This is a genomic window from Nitrospira moscoviensis, assembly GCF_001273775.1.
GTDB classification, from domain to species: domain Bacteria; phylum Nitrospirota; class Nitrospiria; order Nitrospirales; family Nitrospiraceae; genus Nitrospira_D; species Nitrospira_D moscoviensis.
Genome location: NZ_CP011801.1, coordinates 499,377 through 518,249, shown reverse-complemented (window position 1 = coordinate 518,249; position 18,873 = coordinate 499,377). Strand labels below are relative to the sequence as shown.

15 protein-coding genes are annotated in these 18,873 nt (G+C 62.0%); 13 read left to right on the top strand and 2 right to left on the bottom strand.

The features are described from left to right. Window positions 1-26 precede the first annotated feature (26 nt). The 13 genes from nuoD to NITMOv2_RS02425 all read left to right on the top strand — a co-directional run bounded on the left by nuoD (window position 27) and on the right by NITMOv2_RS02425 (window position 16,633). Window positions 27-1,778 (top strand): NADH dehydrogenase (quinone) subunit D, encoded by a 1,752-nt coding sequence (gene nuoD / locus NITMOv2_RS02485; RefSeq protein ID WP_083447695.1) that lies wholly within the window; start codon window positions 27-29, stop codon window positions 1,776-1,778. 78 nt (window positions 1,779-1,856) lie between these two features. Next, window positions 1,857-2,450, top strand: coding sequence for an NADH-quinone oxidoreductase subunit NuoE (nuoE, locus tag NITMOv2_RS02480; RefSeq protein ID WP_238590441.1), 594 nt, complete (start codon window positions 1,857-1,859; stop codon window positions 2,448-2,450). A 44-nt stretch (window positions 2,451-2,494) separates the two neighbouring features. Beyond that, on the top strand, window positions 2,495-3,802 hold the full coding sequence (gene nuoF, locus NITMOv2_RS02475) for an NADH-quinone oxidoreductase subunit NuoF (protein ID WP_053378386.1): 1,308 nt from the start codon (window positions 2,495-2,497) through the stop codon (window positions 3,800-3,802). A 22-nt stretch (window positions 3,803-3,824) separates the two neighbouring features. Further along, entirely contained in the window at window positions 3,825-6,488 is a 2,664-nt protein-coding gene (gene nuoG, locus NITMOv2_RS02470) for an NADH-quinone oxidoreductase subunit NuoG (protein ID WP_053378385.1), read from the top strand. A gap of 43 nt (window positions 6,489-6,531) precedes the next feature. Continuing rightward, entirely contained in the window at window positions 6,532-7,608 is a 1,077-nt protein-coding gene (gene nuoH, locus NITMOv2_RS02465) for an NADH-quinone oxidoreductase subunit NuoH (protein ID WP_083447694.1), read from the top strand. A gap of 31 nt (window positions 7,609-7,639) precedes the next feature. Beyond that, a complete protein-coding gene (nuoI, locus tag NITMOv2_RS02460) occupies window positions 7,640-8,188 on the top strand; it encodes an NADH-quinone oxidoreductase subunit NuoI (RefSeq protein ID WP_238590440.1) in 549 nt (182 codons plus the stop codon). Between the two features lie 36 nt (window positions 8,189-8,224). Next, window positions 8,225-8,740, top strand: coding sequence for an NADH-quinone oxidoreductase subunit J (locus NITMOv2_RS02455; protein ID WP_053378383.1), 516 nt, complete (start codon window positions 8,225-8,227; stop codon window positions 8,738-8,740). A gap of 82 nt (window positions 8,741-8,822) precedes the next feature. Continuing rightward, window positions 8,823-9,128 (top strand): NADH-quinone oxidoreductase subunit NuoK, encoded by a 306-nt coding sequence (nuoK, locus tag NITMOv2_RS02450; RefSeq protein ID WP_053378382.1) that lies wholly within the window; start codon window positions 8,823-8,825, stop codon window positions 9,126-9,128. Window positions 9,129-9,219: 91 nt separating this feature from the next. After that, a complete protein-coding gene (gene nuoL, locus NITMOv2_RS02445; RefSeq protein WP_053378381.1) occupies window positions 9,220-11,112 on the top strand; it encodes an NADH-quinone oxidoreductase subunit L in 1,893 nt (630 codons plus the stop codon). An 83-nt stretch (window positions 11,113-11,195) separates the two neighbouring features. After that, entirely contained in the window at window positions 11,196-12,746 is a 1,551-nt protein-coding gene (locus NITMOv2_RS02440) for an NADH-quinone oxidoreductase subunit M (RefSeq protein ID WP_053378380.1), read from the top strand. Then, window positions 12,743-14,215: an NADH-quinone oxidoreductase subunit N gene (locus NITMOv2_RS02435; protein WP_053378379.1), complete on the top strand. Its 1,473-nt coding sequence runs from the start codon at window positions 12,743-12,745 to the stop codon at window positions 14,213-14,215. The genes NITMOv2_RS02440 and NITMOv2_RS02435 overlap by 4 nt, the downstream gene beginning before the upstream one ends. Before the next feature lie 63 nt (window positions 14,216-14,278). Continuing rightward, window positions 14,279-15,133 carry a YihY/virulence factor BrkB family protein gene (locus NITMOv2_RS02430; RefSeq protein ID WP_053378378.1) on the top strand — a complete coding sequence of 285 codons (855 nt, stop codon included), beginning with the start codon at window positions 14,279-14,281 and terminating at the stop codon, window positions 15,131-15,133. A 141-nt stretch (window positions 15,134-15,274) separates the two neighbouring features. Continuing rightward, window positions 15,275-16,633, top strand: coding sequence for a hypothetical protein (locus tag NITMOv2_RS02425; RefSeq protein WP_053378377.1), 1,359 nt, complete (start codon window positions 15,275-15,277; stop codon window positions 16,631-16,633). Window positions 16,634-16,662: 29 nt separating this feature from the next. On the opposite strand, the gene NITMOv2_RS02420 is transcribed toward NITMOv2_RS02425, so the two are convergent. Both NITMOv2_RS02420 and NITMOv2_RS02415 read right to left on the bottom strand, forming a co-directional pair. Next, complete coding sequence (locus tag NITMOv2_RS02420; protein ID WP_083447693.1) at window positions 16,663-17,466, bottom strand: PilZ domain-containing protein; 804 nt, start codon at window positions 17,464-17,466, stop codon at window positions 16,663-16,665. A gap of 192 nt (window positions 17,467-17,658) precedes the next feature. Further along, window positions 17,659-18,816 (bottom strand): site-2 protease family protein, encoded by a 1,158-nt coding sequence (locus NITMOv2_RS02415; RefSeq protein WP_053378375.1) that lies wholly within the window; start codon window positions 18,814-18,816, stop codon window positions 17,659-17,661. Between the last annotated feature and the right edge of the window lie 57 nt (window positions 18,817-18,873).

Here is an 18,873-nt window from a genome sequence, read left to right as displayed (position 1 = left end):
GCGCGCCAGTCTCGCAAGAGCGACCCATGCAGACCCTGATCGAAACGCTGCTCAAGAAATTCCCCGAAGCCGCGCTGGCGGCGAACGTGGATACCGCGCGCGGAGAAGTCTCCGTCCAGGTGCGCGCGGCGAACATCCTCGATGTCGCCCGCTACTTGCACGATGCGCCGGAGGCTTCGTTCGATCACCTCACCGATATTTGCTCGGCCGACTATCCGTCCGACCAGGAACGGTTCGAAGTCATCTATCATCTCCTGTCGCTGCCCTACGGCAGGCGAATTCGCCTCAAGGCCAGAGTGCCGGAAGACAATCCGGTCATCGATTCCGTCACGAGCGTGTGGCGCGGCGCCGAGTTTTTAGAGCGCGAAGTCTACGACATGATGGGGATCCGCTTTGCCGGCCATCCGGATCTGCGCCGGATCCTCCTGCCGGAAGACTATGCCGAAGGCTATCCGCTCCGAAAAGATTTCCCGACGGAGGGCAAGGGCTGGCGCAGCCAGTTCGACTTCATTCCCCGCTTAGATGAGCTGCCGGTCGAGCAGATCGACGGCGAGATCCCGGACGCGCAAAAGAAACCGTTCCTGGCAGGGACAGGCACATCCGGCACACGCCGGCAAGAGGAGCTGTTGCTCAACATGGGTCCGCAGCATCCCAGCACCCATGGCGTGCTGCGGGTCGTGCTCGAATTGGACGGCGAGCGGATCGTCAAGGCCACCCCGGATCTCGGCTACCTCCATCGCGGCGTCGAGAAGCTCGCCGAAGGCCTGGCCTACATGCAGGTGATTCCGCATACCGACCGCCTGGACTACGTCTGCGCCATGGCGAACAACTATGCATACGTCCGCGCGGTCGAGAAGCTCCTCGGCATCACCGTGCCGGAACGCGCCGAGTACATTCGTACGATCGTCGCGGAGATGCAGCGCATCGTGGGCCATCTGTTTTGGCTCGGCACGCAGGCGCTCGACATCGGCGCGATGACGGTCTTCTTCTGGACCTTCCGCGAGCGGGAAATCCTGCTCGATCTGTTCGAAAAGCTCTGCGGCGCGCGGCTGACGTTGAACTACTACCGCATCGGCGGCGTCGACAGCGATTTCACGCCCGAGTTGGTCCAGCGTCTCAAGACCTTCTTGGAGACGTTCCCCCAAAAAGTGAGCGAGTACGATTCGCTGATCGCCGCCAATCGCATCTGGCTGGGCCGGACGAAGCATGTCGCGGTGATCTCGGCCGAGGACGCCATCAATTTCAGCCTCACGGGACCGACCCTGCGCGGCTCCGGCGTGGCCTACGACGTCCGCAAGCTGGAACCTTACGGCGTGTATCACAAGGTGGACTGGGAAGTGCCGGTCGGCAAGAACGGGGACACCTACGACCGGTATTGGGTCCGGATGGAGGAGATGCGCCAAAGCGCGCGGATCATCGCGCAATGCCTGGACCAGCTGCCGCCGGGGCCCATCATGGCCGACGCGCCGCAGTATATTCCGCCGCCGAAGCAGCAAGTGATGCGGGACATGGAGAGCCTGATCCACCATTTCATTATCTTCACGCAGGGATTCAAGCCTCCGAAGGGGGAAACGTACTGCGCCACCGAAGCGCCGAAAGGCGAGCTGGGCTTCTTCATCATCAGCGACGGCAGCCCGCGCCCCTATCGGCTGAAGATCCGCTCCCCGTCGTTCGTCCACATGGGCGCGTTCGACCACATGGCGCGCGGCTATTTGATCTCCGACATCATCACGATCTTCGGCACGTACGACATCGTGATGGGGGAGTGTGATCGGTGAGGAAGCGGAGGATGCCCTCTTGCTCGCGCAACGCGCACCAAGACCGATCAAATGGAAATAGCGGGCGGTGCTCGTTGCATGCGCGCAGGTGAGGGCACCCTCCGCTCCCTCACCATGTTGGGGTGGAGTGGGAAGAGTGAGATGCTGAAGGAAAAGTACCAAAAAGAGATCGACGAAATCCTGAGCCGCTATCCGGTCAAGCGGTCCGCGTTGATTCCGCTCTTGTACCTGGCGCAGCGGGATCAGGGCTACGTCACGGAATCGGCGATGAAGGAGATCGCCCGGCTGCTCGGCCTGACGCCGCCGCAGGTCTACGAAACCGCCACCTTTTACACGATGTTGAATTTGAAGAAGGTGGGCCGGTTTCATATACAGGTCTGCAAATCGTTGATGTGTGCGCTGGTGGGCTCGGACACGGTGATTGATTGGATCAAGACGAAGCTCGGCATCGCGCCGGGAGAATCCACGGCCGACGGGCTGTTCACCTTGAGCGTGGTGGAATGCCTGGCGGCTTGCGGGACGGGGCCCATGATGCAGATCAACGACGACTATTATGAGCGGCTGACGGAAGAAAAGGTGGATCGCATTCTGGCCGACTTGAAAACGACCGGCAATAGTCCGTTGAAGAGCGGGCCGTACATGTGGCCGGAGCCGGCGGCCAAGCCGCAATGAAAATGAAGCGGTATTTTGCATTTTTAATTTTGAATTTTTAATTTATGCCTCCGCACGAACTCATCCTCCTCAAGAACATGTCGCAGCCGGGCTATACCGGCTCATTGGCCGACTACGAGAAAGCCGGCGGCTATCAAGCCCTGCGAAAGACGCTCGGCAAGGTGGCGCCGGCGGATGTGACCACGACGGTGATGAAGTCCGGCCTGCGCGGCCGCGGCGGCGCGGGCTTCCCGACCGGCGTGAAATGGGGCTTCCTCCCCAAAGACTACCGAGGCCCCCTCTATCTCTGCTGCAACGCCGACGAAAGCGAGCCCGGCACGTTCAAAGACCGGCAGTTGATGGAGCGCGATCCGCACCAGGTTCTGGAGGGAATCGTGCTCGCCTGCTACGCCATCGGCGCCGAATCCGCCTACATTTATATACGCGGCGAAATGGTCCTCGGCTCCAAGATCCTTGAACGGGCGCTCGGCGAAGCGCGGGCGGCCGGCTATGTCGGGAAGAATATTTTCGGGACCGGCGTGGACGTCGAGGTCTGGGTGCATCGCGGCGCGGGGGCCTACATCTGCGGAGAGGAAACGGCGTTGCTGGAATCGCTTGAGGGCAAACGCGGTCTGCCGCGCGTCAAACCGCCGTTTCCCGCCACCCATGGCCTTTACAACAAACCCACCGTCGTCAATAACGTCGAGACGCTGGCGAACCTGCCGCATATCCTGACGCGCGGAGCGGAATGGTTCGCCGCGATCGGCTCGCCGCCCAAGAGCACGGGCACGCGGATCTTCTGCGTCAGCGGCCATGTGACGCGGCCGGGCAATTATGAAGTCCCGATGGGCGTCACGTTCCGGGAATTGATCTTCGAGCATGCCGGCGGGATGCGCGCGGACAGGCCGTTGAAGGCCTTTATCCCCGGCGGCGCGTCGGCCCCGTTTCTCACACCGGACCATCTCGACGTGAAAATGGATTTCGAATCGGTGGCCGCCGCCGGCTCGATGCTGGGCTCCGGCGGCGTGACGGTGATGGAAGAAGGCACGAGCATGGTCTGGGCCGCGCTCCGCCTGATGGAGTTTTTCTATCACGAGTCCTGCGGCAAGTGCAGCCCCTGCCGCGAAGGCAGCTCCTGGCTGGTGCAGACGATGCGCCGCATCATGGCGAAGCGGGGCCGGATGGAGGACCTTGAAACCTTGACCGATCTGTGCAAGAACATCGCCGGCCGCACGGTCTGCGCCTTCGGCGACGCCGAAGTATCGCCCATCATGAGCACGTTGAAATATTGGCGGCAGGAGTACGTAGACCTGATCCGCGAAGCCGAAGCGGCGAATCTGATCCGGCCGGAAGCAGTGGGAATGAGAAAGTAACGTTTTCGTACTTTTAAAAACTATGCCGACCACAGAAACGGTCAGACTCACCATCGACGGCCAGACGGTCACCGTCCCGAAAGGGACGCTCGTGATCGAAGCGGCGCGGCGCGTCGGCGTGATGATTCCGCATTTCTGCTATCACCCCAAGCTGAAGCCCGACGCCAATTGCCGCATGTGTTTGGTGGAAGTCGAGAAGATGCCGAAGCTTCAGACGGCCTGCAGCACGCCGGTGGCCGAGGGCATGTCCGTGCGGACCGCGACGACCGTCGTGAACGATGCGCACAAGTCCGTGCTCGAGTTCATCCTGGCGAACCATCCGTTGGACTGTCCCGTGTGCGATCAGGGCGGCCGCTGCGACCTGCAAGATTTTTCCCATCAGTACACGGCCACCACCAGCCGCTTCGTCGAAACGAAGCGGATCTTCCAAAAGGACTACTTCAGCCCGCTCATCGAAACACAGATGAACCGCTGCGTGCAGTGCCTGCGGTGCGTCCGCTATTGCGACGAAGTGATGGACGTCAAAGCGCTGGCGCCGGTCGGCCGCGGCACCATGACGGAGATCAAGCACTTCGGCGCCCATCCGCTCGACTGCGAGTTTTGCGGCGGCTGCGTGCAGATCTGCCCGGTCGGCGCCATCACCAGCCGGCTCTCGATGTACGAGTATCGACCCTGGATGCTCAAGCGAGCCGACACCGTCTGCGGCTATTGCGGCGACGGCTGCCAGCTCACCGTGCAGACGAAGGATCAGCAGCTCGTCGAGGTGAACTCGGCGCACGGAGCCGGCCGCAACAACGGCGATCTGTGCGCGCGCGGCTTTTTCGGCTTCCGCGCCGGCAGCCATCCCGAGCGGCTGACCCAGCCGCTGATCCGCCGGAGCGGCGCCCTCATCCCGGCCACCTGGGAAGAAGCGTTGGAATTCATCGCGGACAAGGCCGGCGCCATCAAGTCGACCCACGGCGGGCAGAGCTTCGGCGGGCTGATTTCGGGCCGCTGCACCAACGAAGATCTGTATCTCTTCCAGAAATTCATGCGGGTCGCCATCGGCACGAACAGCCTCGACAGCAGCGCGCGGTACGGCCATCTGAACGGAGTACAGGCCATGCGCCGCGTGCAGGGCACGCACCGCTGGACGGTGAGTTTCGACGACATCGCCGCCGCCGACGTGCTTCTGCTGGTCGGCACGAATATCACGGAGACCAATCCGATCACCGGCTTGAAGGTCAAGGAAGCGGTCAAGAAGCGCGGCGCGACGCTCGTCACCATCGAGGCCCTGGAGCCGGCCGTCGACACGATCAGCAACATCGCCAATCTTGCCTCGCACCATTTCGCCGTGCCGACGACTCAGCTCCGCTCGGCCGTGCTGGGATTGTTGAACGCCGTCGTCGAGCAACAGTTGGTCCAACCGGACCTCGCTCAGCGGCATCCGGCGTTCATCAAGCGCGTCACGGAGGCGTTGCAGGCGATCGGCTGGCCGGCAGTGCAGGCCGCCACAGGGTACGATCCCTCCGCTTACAGGGAGGCGGCCAAGCTCCTCGCCGGCAGCCGGCGACTCGTCATCCTGACAGGCCAAGGTTTGCTGCGCGGGAAGCAGGGTTACACCGCCTCCGTGAATCTGCTCGACCTGTTGCTGCTGATCGGAAAACTGGACCAGCCGGGTTGCGGGTTCGCCCCGCTCGCGGAAGAAAACAACGATCAGGGCGCCGTCGAAATGGGAGCCGCCGCGGAATTGTTGCCGGGTCCGGTGGACGTCACCGACCGCGCGGGGCGGGATCGCGTGGTGAAGCTCTGGGGCGGCGAGCCGCCGCCGAACGGAGGCGCCTCCCTGGTAGAAATGTTGGACCGGGCCAGAGCCGGCATCCTGAAAGCCATGTTCGTCGTGGGCGAGAATCCCGTCGCCAGCCTTCCGGCGCAGGTGCGTGCGGAAGAGTCGCTGCGCACGCTGGATTTACTGGTCTGCCAAGAGCTGTTCCTCACCGAGACGGCCGCCTTGGCGCATGTCGTGCTGCCGGCCGCATCGTCCATGGAGAAGAGCGGCACCTTCACGAATACCGAAGGCCACGTCCAGGCGGTCCGCCCGGCGATCGACCCGGTCGGCTACAGCCGGCCGGATTGGGAGGTGTTCGCGGCCCTTTCCGTGCTGTTGGACTCGCCGCTCGACTATGCGGAGAACAAGGACATCCTGAAGGAAATCCGAAGCCTGATTCCGGGGTATGGCTCTCTCGGGCCCGCGCCGGCGCCGCCGAAGATCGACCGCGCCGCGGTAGACCGCTATCTCGCGGAAGGATTTCAGACCGATATGGCCGCGCGATATGCGATCGAAGCTCCGGTGTCGCGGCCCGACGGCACCGTGCAGTTGGAACTGGTGCAGAGCCTGTTCCATTCCGGCAAGCTCTCCACGCGATCGACCGGCCTCCTCCAAGTGGAGGGCGCCCCGCGGCTGCGCATCAGCCCTCGGGACGCCGCCCGCTTCGCCCTGGCGGACGGAGACCGGGTGCGGTTGTCCAACACGCGCGGTGAGATGACGACACAGATCAAGGTCGTGGGCCGGGTGCCGGAAGGACAAGCTTGGTTTCCGGATCATTTCAGCCAGCAGGCGACGCAATTGTTCGACTGCGCCATCGATCCGGTCACTCGTGTGCCTTCGTACCGGACGACGACGGTGTCGATGATCAAGGTGGCTTGAGAGAGAACGCGCTGGATGCGCATGTGAATGGAGGAGAGCTGTCGTGACTGAAATAGGACTCCGGCTGGCCGTCTCGCTCGCCCAGATCGCCGCCGTCATGGGCATTGTGATGTTGACCGTCATGATCCTGACCCTGGCGGAACGCAAGGTGCTCGGGTGGATGCAGGACCGCATGGGCCCGATGGAAGTCGGCCCTTACGGCATCCTCCAGCCGATCGCGGACGGGCTCAAACTGTTCTTCAAGGAAGACATCGTGCCGGCCGGCGCGAACAAGTTCATGTTCAGCCTGGCGCCGATTCTCGCCATGGTGCCGGCGCTGATCGGGTTTGCCGTCATCCCGTTCGGACCGGACCGGACGATCGAGGTGTTCGGCATTACGGTCAAGCCCTTCGTCATCAGCGACATCAACATCGGGATCCTGTACATCCTGGCCTTCGCGTCGATCGGCGCCTACGGGATCATCCTCGGCGGGTGGGCGTCGAACAGCAAATATTCGCTCTTAGGCGGCCTGCGATCGGCGGCGCAGATCATCAGCTATGAGCTGAACGTCGGGCTGGCCATCGTGGGCGTGCTCATCATGGCCGGCTCACTCAGCCTGGTGAAGATCACGGAGGCGCAGGCCGGCGGATTCTGGCATTGGTTCGTCTTCGCCTTCCCCGCGCCGCAGATCTTCGCCTTCGTGGTCTATGTCATTTCGGCCGTCGCGGAGACGAACCGGGTGCCGTTCGACCTGCCGGAGGCCGAGAGCGAGCTGGTCGCGGGGTTTTTCACGGAATACAGCGGCATGCGGTTCGCGTTTTTCTTCATTGCCGAGTACGCCAACATGGTCCTCGTGTCCTGCGTCGCCGCGGCGTTGTTCCTGGGCGGCTGGAACGCGCCCTATCCCGGCACGCTCCTCGGCCATCTCGGGCTCGAATCGCTCGCATGGATCGAAGGGGTGGCCTGGTTTACCGTGAAGGTGTACTTCTTCCTCTTCCTGTTCTTCTGGCTGCGGGCGACGCTGCCGCGGCTCCGTTATGACCAACTGATGAAGTTCGGCTGGAAAGTCATGCTGCCGATCGCCCTGGGCAACATCGTGGTGACGTCCATCGCCGTCTACATCTACCAACACATGCAGTGACATCGGCCGCTCTATGGCACAAGCAACCGCAATGAAACGGCTCAGTTGGCGTGAGTGGCTCAAGACCATCACGTTCTACGAGATTCTCGTGGGCATGAAGGCGACCCTCTCCCACTTGCTCCATTACAAGCCCATCACGCTGCAGTATCCCCATGAGAAGCGCACGCTGCCGGACAATTATCGCGGCATGCTGGCGCTGTTGCGCTACGACGACGGGACGGAGAAATGCGTGGGCTGCGATCTCTGTGAGGCGGCCTGCCCATCGCGAGTCATACGCGTGGTCAGCGCCGAGGTGCCCGGCGAGCCGACGAAACGGTACTCCAAGGAATATTACATGGACATGACGCGCTGCCTGTTCTGCGGGATGTGCGTCGACGCCTGTCCGGTGGATGCCTTGGGCATGACACGGGAATTCGAGTGGGCGGTGTACGACAAACGGCAGCTGCATCTGAACAAGGAACAATTGCTGGCGATCGGCGACCGCGCGTTCCCGGTGCGGGAAAAGCGCCTGGAGTTGCAACACCCGAACGTGGCATTCTTCAACGTCGCGTTCAAGCACGTGCCGCACAAGCCGAACTGACGGATCGCAGAGAACGGGCACAACAAGGACGGAATCGTGGGGCAGGTGTTTTTCGGCTATTTTGCGGCTGTCATCGCACTGACCGCCGTTCTGGTGGTCGCGCTGAAAAATCCCATCTACAGCGCCCTCTCGCTGCTGGTGATGTTCTTTCACGTCGCCGGCCTCTACGTCACCCTGCATGCGGAATTCCTGGCGGCCGTGCAGATCATCGTCTACGCGGGAGCGATCCTGGTCCTGTATCTCTTCGTCGTCATGCTGTTGAACGTCAAGCGCGACGATCGTTACCACAGCCAATGGCGCGTCGCGGCGTTCCTGGCCGTTCCGCTCTTGATGGAGTTCATCGTCCTGTTGGCGGGAAGCGGCACCGCGACGTCCGCACCGGCCGGCGGCGGAGAAGGACGCGTTCTGCCGCCGGACAATACGCTGGCCATCGGCGAAATCCTGTTCTCCACCTATCTCTTTCCGTTCGAAGTGGCCTCCTTGGTGCTGCTCGTGGCCATGATCGGCGCCATCGTGCTGGCGAAACGGGACATCGAAGGACGTGAAGCGTGAAGCGTGAAGCGTTGCGCGCGAAGCGCTTGGCCCTGTGTTTCCTTCGCGTCACCCATCACCCATCACGCATCACGAGTATTTCATGACCGTTCCTATCTCCTACTATCTCGTCCTGAGCGCGGTCGTCTTTTTGACCGGCGTGATCGGCGTGCTGATCCGCCGGAACATCATCGCGATCTTGCTCTCCGTCGAGCTGATGTTGAACGCCACCAACATCAACTTCGTCGCCTTCTCGGAGCATCTTCAAGATCTGGGCGGGCAAGTTTTCGTGTTCTTCGCGTTGACCGTCGCGGCGGCGGAAGTGGCGGTCGGCCTGGCGATCATCATCGCCCTCCATCGCTCCAAAGCCAGCATCAATGTGGAAGAGTTCAACTTGTTGAAATGGTAGATCCGAAACGATGTTGAATGTTGAGTGTTTCATTTTGAGTGTTCCGTCGCCATTCAACCTTCATCATTCAACCTTCATCATTTTCTAAACCATGCTCTATTCCCTTATTCCCTTGCTCCCGCTGGCCGCCTTTCTCGTGCTGGGCCTGGCCGGATCACGGTTCAAAGAGCGCGCGCATCTGGTGGCCGTGCCCGCCGTGTTGCTCTCCTGCGCGTTGTCCATCGCCGCCTTCATGCAAGTAGCGCAAGGTTCCGTGATCGCGGTTCCGCTGTATACCTGGCTCGTCTCAGGGCATCTGGACATCCATATCGGCCTCTATATCGACCGGCTGACGGCCGTGATGCTCCTGCTCGTCACGATCGTGAGCTCGCTCGTGCACGTCTACACCATCGGCTACATGCACGGTGATGCGGGCTACGCGCGGTTCTTCAGTTACATCGCCCTCTTCACGTTTTCGATGCTCATGCTGGTGTTGGCCGACAACCTGCTTCAATTGTTCGTCTTCTGGGAAGCCGTCGGCCTCTGCTCCTACCTCTTGATCGGCCATTGGTATGAACGGGCGGCGGCCTGCGCCGCGGCGACCAAGGCCTTCATCGTCAACCGGGTGGGCGACTTCGGCTTCCTGCTGGGGCTGCTGCTGGTCTGGTACAGCTTCGGCTCACTCAACTATCTCGACGTATTTCCCGCCGCCCACGAAGCGGGCGCGCTGACGATGAACGTGTTGGGCCCTTTCGGCGGGACATGGGAGATTTCGGTCTTTACGCTGATCTGCCTGTTGCTGTTTACGGGCGCCGTCGGAAAATCGGCGCAGGTCCCGCTGCATGTCTGGCTCCCCGACGCCATGGAAGGCCCCACGCCGATCTCGGCGCTGATCCATGCGGCGACGATGGTGACGGCCGGCGTCTTTCTGGTCGCGCGGCTTGCGCCCTTGTACAATCTGTCTCCCGTCGCGATGGACGCCGTCGCCATCGTCGGCGGCGCGACGATGATCTTGGGCGCCACGATTGCCATCACCCAGACGGACATCAAACGCATCGTCGCCTATTCCACCGTCAGCCAACTGGGCTACATGGTGATGGCCTGCGGGTTGGGCGCCTATGCCTCCGGCATGTATCACCTCCTCACGCACGGCGCGTTCAAAGCCCTGCTGTTTCTCGGATGCGGCTCGGTCATCATCGCACTACACCACGAGCAGGACATGCGCCGCATGGGAGGACTGAAGGACAAGCTGCCGATCACCTATTGGACCTTCGTCGTCGGCTCGCTGGCCCTGGCCGGCTTTCCACTGACGGCGGGGTTCTTCAGCAAGGACGACCTCCTCGTTTCGGCCTGGTCCTCCGGCGCCCTCGGACAAGTCTTGACGGTCTTCGGATTGCTGACCGCCCTGCTCACCGCCTTCTACAGTTTCCGGCTCGTCTTCGTGGCCTTCTGGGGGCCATCACACGTGGATCCGCATCACGCGCATCATGTTCATGAGCCGCCCCGCACGATGACGACGCCGTTGATTATATTGGCGGTGCTGAGTGTGCTGACCGGCTATCTGGGCATTCCCGGCTTCTTGGAGCCGGTGTTTTCGGGCGCCGAACCAGCCGGCGGGCACGGCGAGGCGGGACTCGCAATCATGCTCATGGCAACGTTGATGGGCCTGGCGGGAATCGCCGCCGCCTACTATGTGTACGTCTTGAATCCCCAGTTGCCCGACCGCCTCGCACGCGAGTGGCGCGCCCTGTATCACGGCTCACTAAACAAGTGGTACGTGGATGAAGCGTACGACACGCTGTTTGTACGACCGACCTTCGCTGCCGCGGCGCAGCTGTGGCAGCGGGTCGACATGAGCGTGATCGACGGCGCCGTCAACGGCGTCGCGCGCGGTGTGGCCTGGGGCGGATGGCTGCTGCGGCTGATCCAAAGCGGACAGACGCAGCATTATGCCCTTGCGATGGCGTTGGGGATCGTGATTCTGACGGCGTATTTGCTGCTGTAAGCAATGAAAAATTTAAAAGTGAAAATTAAAAATGGTCGCCGTTTTTTGCATTTGTCATTTTTAATTTTCATTGAGTCACTCCGATGACTGCTTTTCCTTGGCTGACATTATTGATCTTTGTTCCCCTGGCCGGAGCGATCGCGCTCTTTTTCGTGAAGGAAACGAGCGTCCGGATGGCGGCGCTCGGCGTGACGCTCGCCGATCTCGCGATTTCACTCCCGCTCTGGTGGCTCTTCGACGGCTCGTCGGCCGACATGCAATTCACCGAGCGGGTCGTCTGGATCGCCTCCCCGCCGATCCATTACAGCCTGGGCCTCGACGGCATCAGCCTGCCGCTCATCCTCATGACGACGGTGTTGATGCCGCTCTGCGTGCTGATCTCCTGGCGGTCCGTCGAGACGAGACTGCGCAGCTTCATGGCCATGCTCCTGATCATGGAAGGGGCGATGATCGGCGTCTTCGCCGCGCTGGACTTCGTCCTGTTCTATGTGTTCTGGGAGGCCATGCTGATCCCGATGTACCTCCTCATCGGCGTGTGGGGCGGGCTGAATCGATTGTATGCCGCGATCAAATTCTTTCTCTATACGCTCGCCGGAAGCGTGCTGCTGCTCGTCGCCATTCTCGTGCTCTACGTCCAGGGCGGGCACACCTTCGATATTGTGCAGTTGAGCCGCGGCGCCTATTCCACCGCGCTGCAGTTCTGGCTATTCCTGGCCTTCTTCGCCGCGTTTGCCGTCAAGGTGCCGATGTTCCCCTTCCACACCTGGCTGCCCGACGCCCACGTGGAAGCGCCCACCGCCGGCAGCGTGATTCTGGCCAGCGTGCTGCTCAAGATGGGGACGTACGGCTTTCTCCGGTTCAGCCTGCCGATGCTCCCCGACGCCTCTCGGGCCTTCACCCCTCTCATGGTCGTGTTGTCCATCGTCGCAATCATTTACGGCGCCTACATGGCGCTGGCCCAGGCGGACTTGAAAAAACTGATCGCCTATTCGAGCGTGAGCCACATGGGCTTCGTCACGTTGGGCTTGTTCATGTTCAACATCCAGGGCATCGAAGGCGCGGTGATGCAGATGGTCAACCATGGGATCACCACCGGCGCGCTGTTCCTCTGCGTCGGCGTGATTTATGAACGGACCCATAGCCGGGAGATCGCCGATAACGTCGGCCTCACCAAGCCGATGCCGCGCTACGCGACGCTGCTGGTCATCTTTGCTCTGTCGTCGCTCGGCCTGCCGGGAACCAACAGTTTCGTGGGCGAGTTTTTGGTCTTGGCGGGGACGTTTCTGTGGAGCAAGATCGCGACGGCCTTGGCGTCGCTCGGCATCATCCTCGCCGCCGCCTACATGCTCTGGATGGTCCAGCGGGTGGCGTTCGGCGTCCCCTCGCCGCAGTTTCTCCCCCGGCTCCGGGACCTGAACCGGCGCGAGCTGCTCACGCTGACACCGCTGGCGGTACTGGTGTTTTGGATCGGACTCTTCCCGAATCCCCTGTTGACCCGCATGCATGCGAGCGTGGAAAAAGTCATTGCCCGCTCCATGCCGGCGCTTCCTGGTGCGGCTCCCGCCGTCAGCCGCGTCCCGGCGGCCGCGGAGCAGCATCCGATGCCGGTCGCGGCGGAGGTCCTCCGTCCATGACGTTCTCGGCGCACGACTTGTTTCTCATCCTGCCGGAGCTGTTCGTTATTGCGGCGGCCTGCGCGGTGCTCGCGCTCGATCCGGTGATCCCGGCATCGAAGAAAGACGGCCTCGCCTGGCTCAGCTTGGGCACACTGGCGGTCTGCCTGGGGCTCACGGCGTCTCAGATGGGCCAGACCACGACGGCGTTCAGCGGAATCGTGCTGATCGACGCCTACGGCGGATTCTGGAAATTGCTGCTCTATTTCGTGACCGGCCTCACCGTGCTCTTGTCCTATTCCTATCTCAAGGAAGAGCGCCTGCACTTCGGCGAGTACTACGGCTTCGTGCTGCTCGCGCTGGCGGGCATGATGGTGATGGTGTCGGCCGCCGACTTGCTCACCATTTATCTCGGCACGGAGCTGATGTCCCTGTCGTTGTACGTCATGGCGGGACTCAAGCGGACCGAGCCGCGCTCGCTGGAGGCCTCGGCCAAATATTTCGTGCTGGGCGCGTTCTCGTCCGGCATCCTGCTGTACGGCATTTCGCTGTTATACGGCGCCACCGGCAGCACCAGGCTGCCGGCCGTCGCCGCGGCGATCGGGGGGCGGGGCATCGACGATCCGCTGCTGCTGTTCGCCACCATCCTGCTGGCGGTCGGGTTCGCCTTCAAGTTGGCGGTGGTGCCGTTTCACATGTGGACCCCGGACGTCTATCAGGGCGCCCCGACGTCCGTCACGGCGTTCATGGCCGTGGCGTCGAAGGCCGCCAGCTTCGGCGCCTTCGTCCGCGTCTTTGTTGAAGGGCTGGGAGGGCTGAAAGCCAACTGGTCGGCGATCTTCCTGCTGCTCTGCCTGGCGACGCTCGTGCTGGGCAACGTCGTGGCGCTCGTCCAGACCAACATCAAGCGGATGCTGGCCTACAGCAGCATCGCGCATGCCGGCTACGCGTTGATCGGCGTCGTCGCCGCCGGACGGACGGGATCGGACGGCGCCCATGGCGTCGCGAGCGTGCTCTTGTACATCGCCCTCTACGCCTTCATGACGTTCGGCGCCTTCGCCATCGTGGCGATGCTGCGGAAAGGCGGTTTGGAAGGGGATGAGATCGAGGATTTCACCGGCCTCTCGAAACGCCATCCCTTGGCCGCCCTGCTCATGCTGGTGTTCATGGTCTCGCTGGCCGGCCTTCCTCCGACCGCCGGGTTCATCGGCAAGTTCTACGTCTTCATGGCGGCGGTGCAGGCCGGCATGACGTGGCTCGCCGTCGTCGCGCTCATCTTCGCCGCGGTATCGGCCTATTACTATCTCCGCCTGGTCATGGTGATGTATATGCGGGAGCCCGAGCCGCTGTCGATCACCGCGCCGCGCCTCGTTATGTCGCCCGCGCTGTCCATCGTGCTCGCCTGCGCGGTGGCCGGCGTGGTGATGCTGGGACTCTATCCGAATCCGATCGTCAATTTCGCCGCCCAGGCCGTGCTGCCCCTGAAGTAACCCTCGTCTTTCTTTTCACATCTCGGCACAGACCGTGCTAGGCTTACTCCTGTGGGGAGCCTCATGGACGGCCTTCGCTTCGTCATCGACGTGCTGAAAGCCTTTCAACGCCACGGCTGCGCGAGCCTCGCCGCGTCGCTGGCCTTTTTTTCGCTGCTGTCCCTGTTTCCGCTGGTCTTCCTGCTGCTGTACGGGGTCAGCTTCCTGGTGAGCCAGGACGTGATCGGCGAACAATTCATGCTGAGCTTCCTGCAAGGGTTTATGCCGTCGCTCGGGGAACGGCTCGCCGAGGAATTGCACCGCATCAGCGCCCTGGAAAGCGTCCGGTGGCTCGTCTTCCTGTCCTTCTTCTGGTTCGGCGCGCTGGTCTTCTACGAGCTGGACTATGCGTTGAATGTCGTGTTTGAAAGTACGCGGAAGCGCCATCCGCTGATCTCCACCGCCATCTCGGTCGCTTCGTTGGGCGCCACCGGGCTCCTGCTGATCGTGAGCTACGTCGCAACCCAGACCATCAACTTTTTGACCGGCTATATGCCGCGGCTCTGGGGACTGGACCTGGTCGGGCTCGCGGCCCACGATTTCCTCCTGACTTACACGCTGCCGTTCGCGCTGGCATTCGTCACGGTGACCTGCCTGTACCATTACGTGCCCCGGCGTCGCCCGGAATGGCGGGAAGCCATGGCCGGCGCCTTGACGTTCGGCGTCCTGTGGGTCGCCGCAAAACTACTGTTCGTCACCTATAGCGGCTATGCCACCGTCTACGTCCGGCTGTACGGCTCGCTGCTCGAAATCGTGTTGCTGCTGCTGTGGGTGTACTACTCGGCCCTCCTGCTGTTGCTGGGCGCGGTCATCGCCCACAAGTTGCAGCAGCGCGCCCACGTGCCGGCGGCGACGCTCACCGAGACGAGTCCCGCCTGACGTCCCGCAGTCGCGCGATGTCCCATTTCCCGCAAGCCCGTCCAGCAGCCGTTTTGTGCCCGTGCAGGTTCAGGCCTTTTTCTGGCGAGGCTCCCGCTTCCCCGATAAAATGTCTCCCGTCATAAGGAGACCACCGCACGTATGTTGGAAGAATACGGCAAAGAAATCCTGATGCTCGGCGGCACGATCGCCGGCTTCGTCGCGGCCCTGCTGACCGTGATGGAAAAGCTGCTCGACATTCAGAACCGCCTGCACACCAAGAAGGAACGCCGGCCGAGCCAACCACAGGAACGGACGCCGATCGAAGCCATGTCGAGCGTCGATTTCTTTTCCTCGAAGCCTCTCCGCGGGTCGTCGTACTTATTGCTCAATGAAACGAGCGTGATCGTCGCGGCGGGTGTGCTGCTGAACTATGTGGGCTTGACGCTGAGCCGGCATCTGGACAGCATCTTATTCCTCGACATGACGGGCACGGCGCTCGTGGCGATCCTGCTGGGGCCCTGGTGGGGCGCGATCGTGGCGCTGCTTTCCAATTCGGTGGTCAACTGGCTGCTCTATCCGGAGGCCGGCGCCGACGTCGTGATCTTTCCCTGGTCGCTCGTGAACATGACGGGCGCGCTGTTTTGGGGGATGCTGGCCAGGCAGGCCGGCTTTCAGAAATACGTCCGCACGAGCAAGAGCTCCGGTCTGGCCCATACCTGGTTTCTCCTGAGCTTCGGCGTCGCCGGCGCCGTCGTCATGAGCATCCCGGGCACGCTCGTGCAGTCCGCGCTGCACGAACGGTCGATCTTCGCGCTGAACCCGGAAGTGGCCGAGTCGCTCAGCGCCCGCATCGCGCACTGGGAGTCGGCCGTGCAAGTGTATTTGGAATCGCTCTTAGGACTGACCTGGAGCGAGCACATCGGCTGGTACGTGGTGAACTGGTTTCAGAACTGCATCCGGTACATCCCGGACAAGACGATGAGCGCCGCGATCGCGCTCGTGGTGTTGAAGTACGGGTATCCCTTGTTCGAACGGGAATTGATCCACGGCGGGCCCGACGGCGACCGGCCCGGCGACGAACGGATTCTCCCGCTGGTGCTGGGCCTCCTCTACGCGCCGTCGTACGCCGTGCTGATCAGCAGCGAGGACTACGCTGGGATCCTGTACTGGCCTCTCTGGTCGCTGCCCTGGCTCTTCATCCTGTACGGGTATTTCAATCTGCGGTATTGGGGGCCGAGCGACGACGCTCTGCATGAGGCGCGTCTACAGCGGGCGGAACGCTATGCCCGCGCGTTGAAGCCCATCGGGAAAGAGCCGTCGTACGAGTTTTGCCGGCGGCTGACCTTCGCCACGTTGATCGCCAGCCTGCTGTTCGCGCTCTGCCTGCCGGTTCTGCTGATGGATTTCTACCGCGTGACGTTCAAGTTCTTCTGTGTCGTCTACGGCTTTCTTCTCGTCGTCCACCTGATCCGCGTCGCCATCGCGCAGAACATCTCGGTCGCCAGAGCGGATGGCTAGCGCCTCATTGGTCGGTCAGCGGGAGCGGTCTAGTCCTTCCAACGGATGGAGTCCGGTTTCGTCGGGGGAGGGGGCGTCCAGACCAAGGGCGGCTGCTCGAGTGTGGTCGCAATACTACTCAGCAACTGATCCTTCGAAAAGGGCTTCTGAAGAAACGAGCTGGCTCCCAGAACGACTCCATGGTCTTTCAACTGTGCGTGATTGAGACTCGACATGAACAGGACATGAATGCGCTTTCTCACCGCCACGATATCCCGCACGAGCTGAGGGCCGTTGACGCGATGAAATTGAGCCGCCTGGTCTTGAAGACGAAACACGGGGACGGTCAAGACCACATCGACGAGCGCGAGATCGATGGCGGGCTGCGTCACGCACAATTTCATCGCTTCGATACTGCCGGCGGCCTGTAGCACCTTGTGGCCGCCGCTGCTCAGCACTTTGCTGTAGAGCAGCATTTCATCGGGATTATCCTCGACGACCATGATGGTGAGCGCGACGTCCACTGCGCCGGACGGACCGGACATCAATTGCGGCGGAGACACCCGATCGAAGTAGGCGTGAGTTTTGGCGTCACGGTGAATGAATTCCACCCCGAAGTGCCGTCCCTCAGCCCAGCGGACCCGCGCCAATTCGACTTGCACGGCGTGATGCGTATTGGCCTCATAGAATCGTAAGGTCAGATAGCGGCCGGGAGGGAGGACGGTGGCGGTTTCAATCTGGCATCCATTCGCGTTGAGGTCGATGGTATACCCGTGTCCGGTGAACTCTTCGTCCTCGGACGAACTGGAGAAGTCCACCCGCATGCGCACGAGCTTCCTTGATGGTCGCTGCATATGTCCCCTCGTGAGTGACGGGTGTACTGCCGGTACGTCACGAATAGGGGATCAGTGTGGTTCAAAATACGGGCATTTTACAATTGGATGGATAATGCAGGTAAAACTACTAGAGATAATCGATGAATGCTTGGGCGGACAAAGGACTATGGTCGTAGTGCACCGACAGAACCTAGAAAGACTACCGGCCTTCTAGCGACCGCCTTTACGTAGTTGGAGGAAATGCGCAATGGCCGACTGGGTCACCAGACCGACGATCTGATCGTCCTCCACCACCACCAGCCGGTCCCAGCCTTCCCGAGCCATTCGTTCCATCGCTTGAATCACCGGAGCGTCCGGCAGGACCGTCAGCGATGGGGAAACAGGGCGCATCACGTCCGCCACGTTGCGCCAATTCCAGAGCCCCGTGGGAACGTTCTGGACCTCCGAGACTGTGAGCATCCCCACCAGCCGCCCGCTCTCCACCACCGGGAAACCGCCGTATCCATACGGACGGAAGTAGCGATTGACCGCCTCCTCCACGGTGCAATCCGGAGAGATCGAGACGACCGCCTGCACCATCAAGTCCCGGACGGGGACGGTCGCGAGCGAGTGCCGGAGGACCGCCTGTTTGCGGCTTGCGAGGGCGGCGGCAAACAAAAACATGCCGATGAAGATGATCCAGCCGCCGTTGGAGACTAGGGATGCCGGCAGGGCGCCACTGAACGCGCCGATGATCACTCCTACGCCGAGGAGGCCGAATAGGACGCCGAACGCGAGGCCCACCATCGAGGCTTGCTGGGTAGCCCGATGGAAGTCTTTTCCCCAGGCCCACAAGCCCGCCCGCAGAACGCGCCCGCCGTCCAACGGAAACCCGGGGATCAGATTGAACAGCCCCAGCTGCACATTCACCATCGCGAGCAGCGCCCCCAACATGATCAACCCCTTGAGCGCATGCGGCTCTTGGATCGATTCAGCCAGCACGACCAAGCCGAATGACAGGGCACCGAGCAGAAAACTCACGATCGGTCCGGCGACGGCGATCAGAAATTCCGCGCGGGGGCTCGGTGCTTCCCGGCGCATATGCGCCACGCCGCCGAAAATAAACAGCGTGATCTGTTCGATGGGAATGCGATAGCGGAGGGCGACATACGAGTGACCGAGCTCGTGCAACAGCACGGAGACGAAGAGCAGCACCGCGGCGATGCCCCCCATGGCCCAGTATCGCTCCGTCGGCAGGCCGGGCAGTGTGTCGGGCAAATAGCCGGTCGCCAGCGTCGAGGTCACGAACAGAAACACCAGGAACCAGGACGCGTGCACGCGAATCGGAATGCCGAGCGCCCGGCCGATTTCCCATGAGGGCCATTGCATGGCTCACGGTATCAGCCCTGTAAATTGCCGGTCAACCGGGCCGTCCGGCTTCAGGTA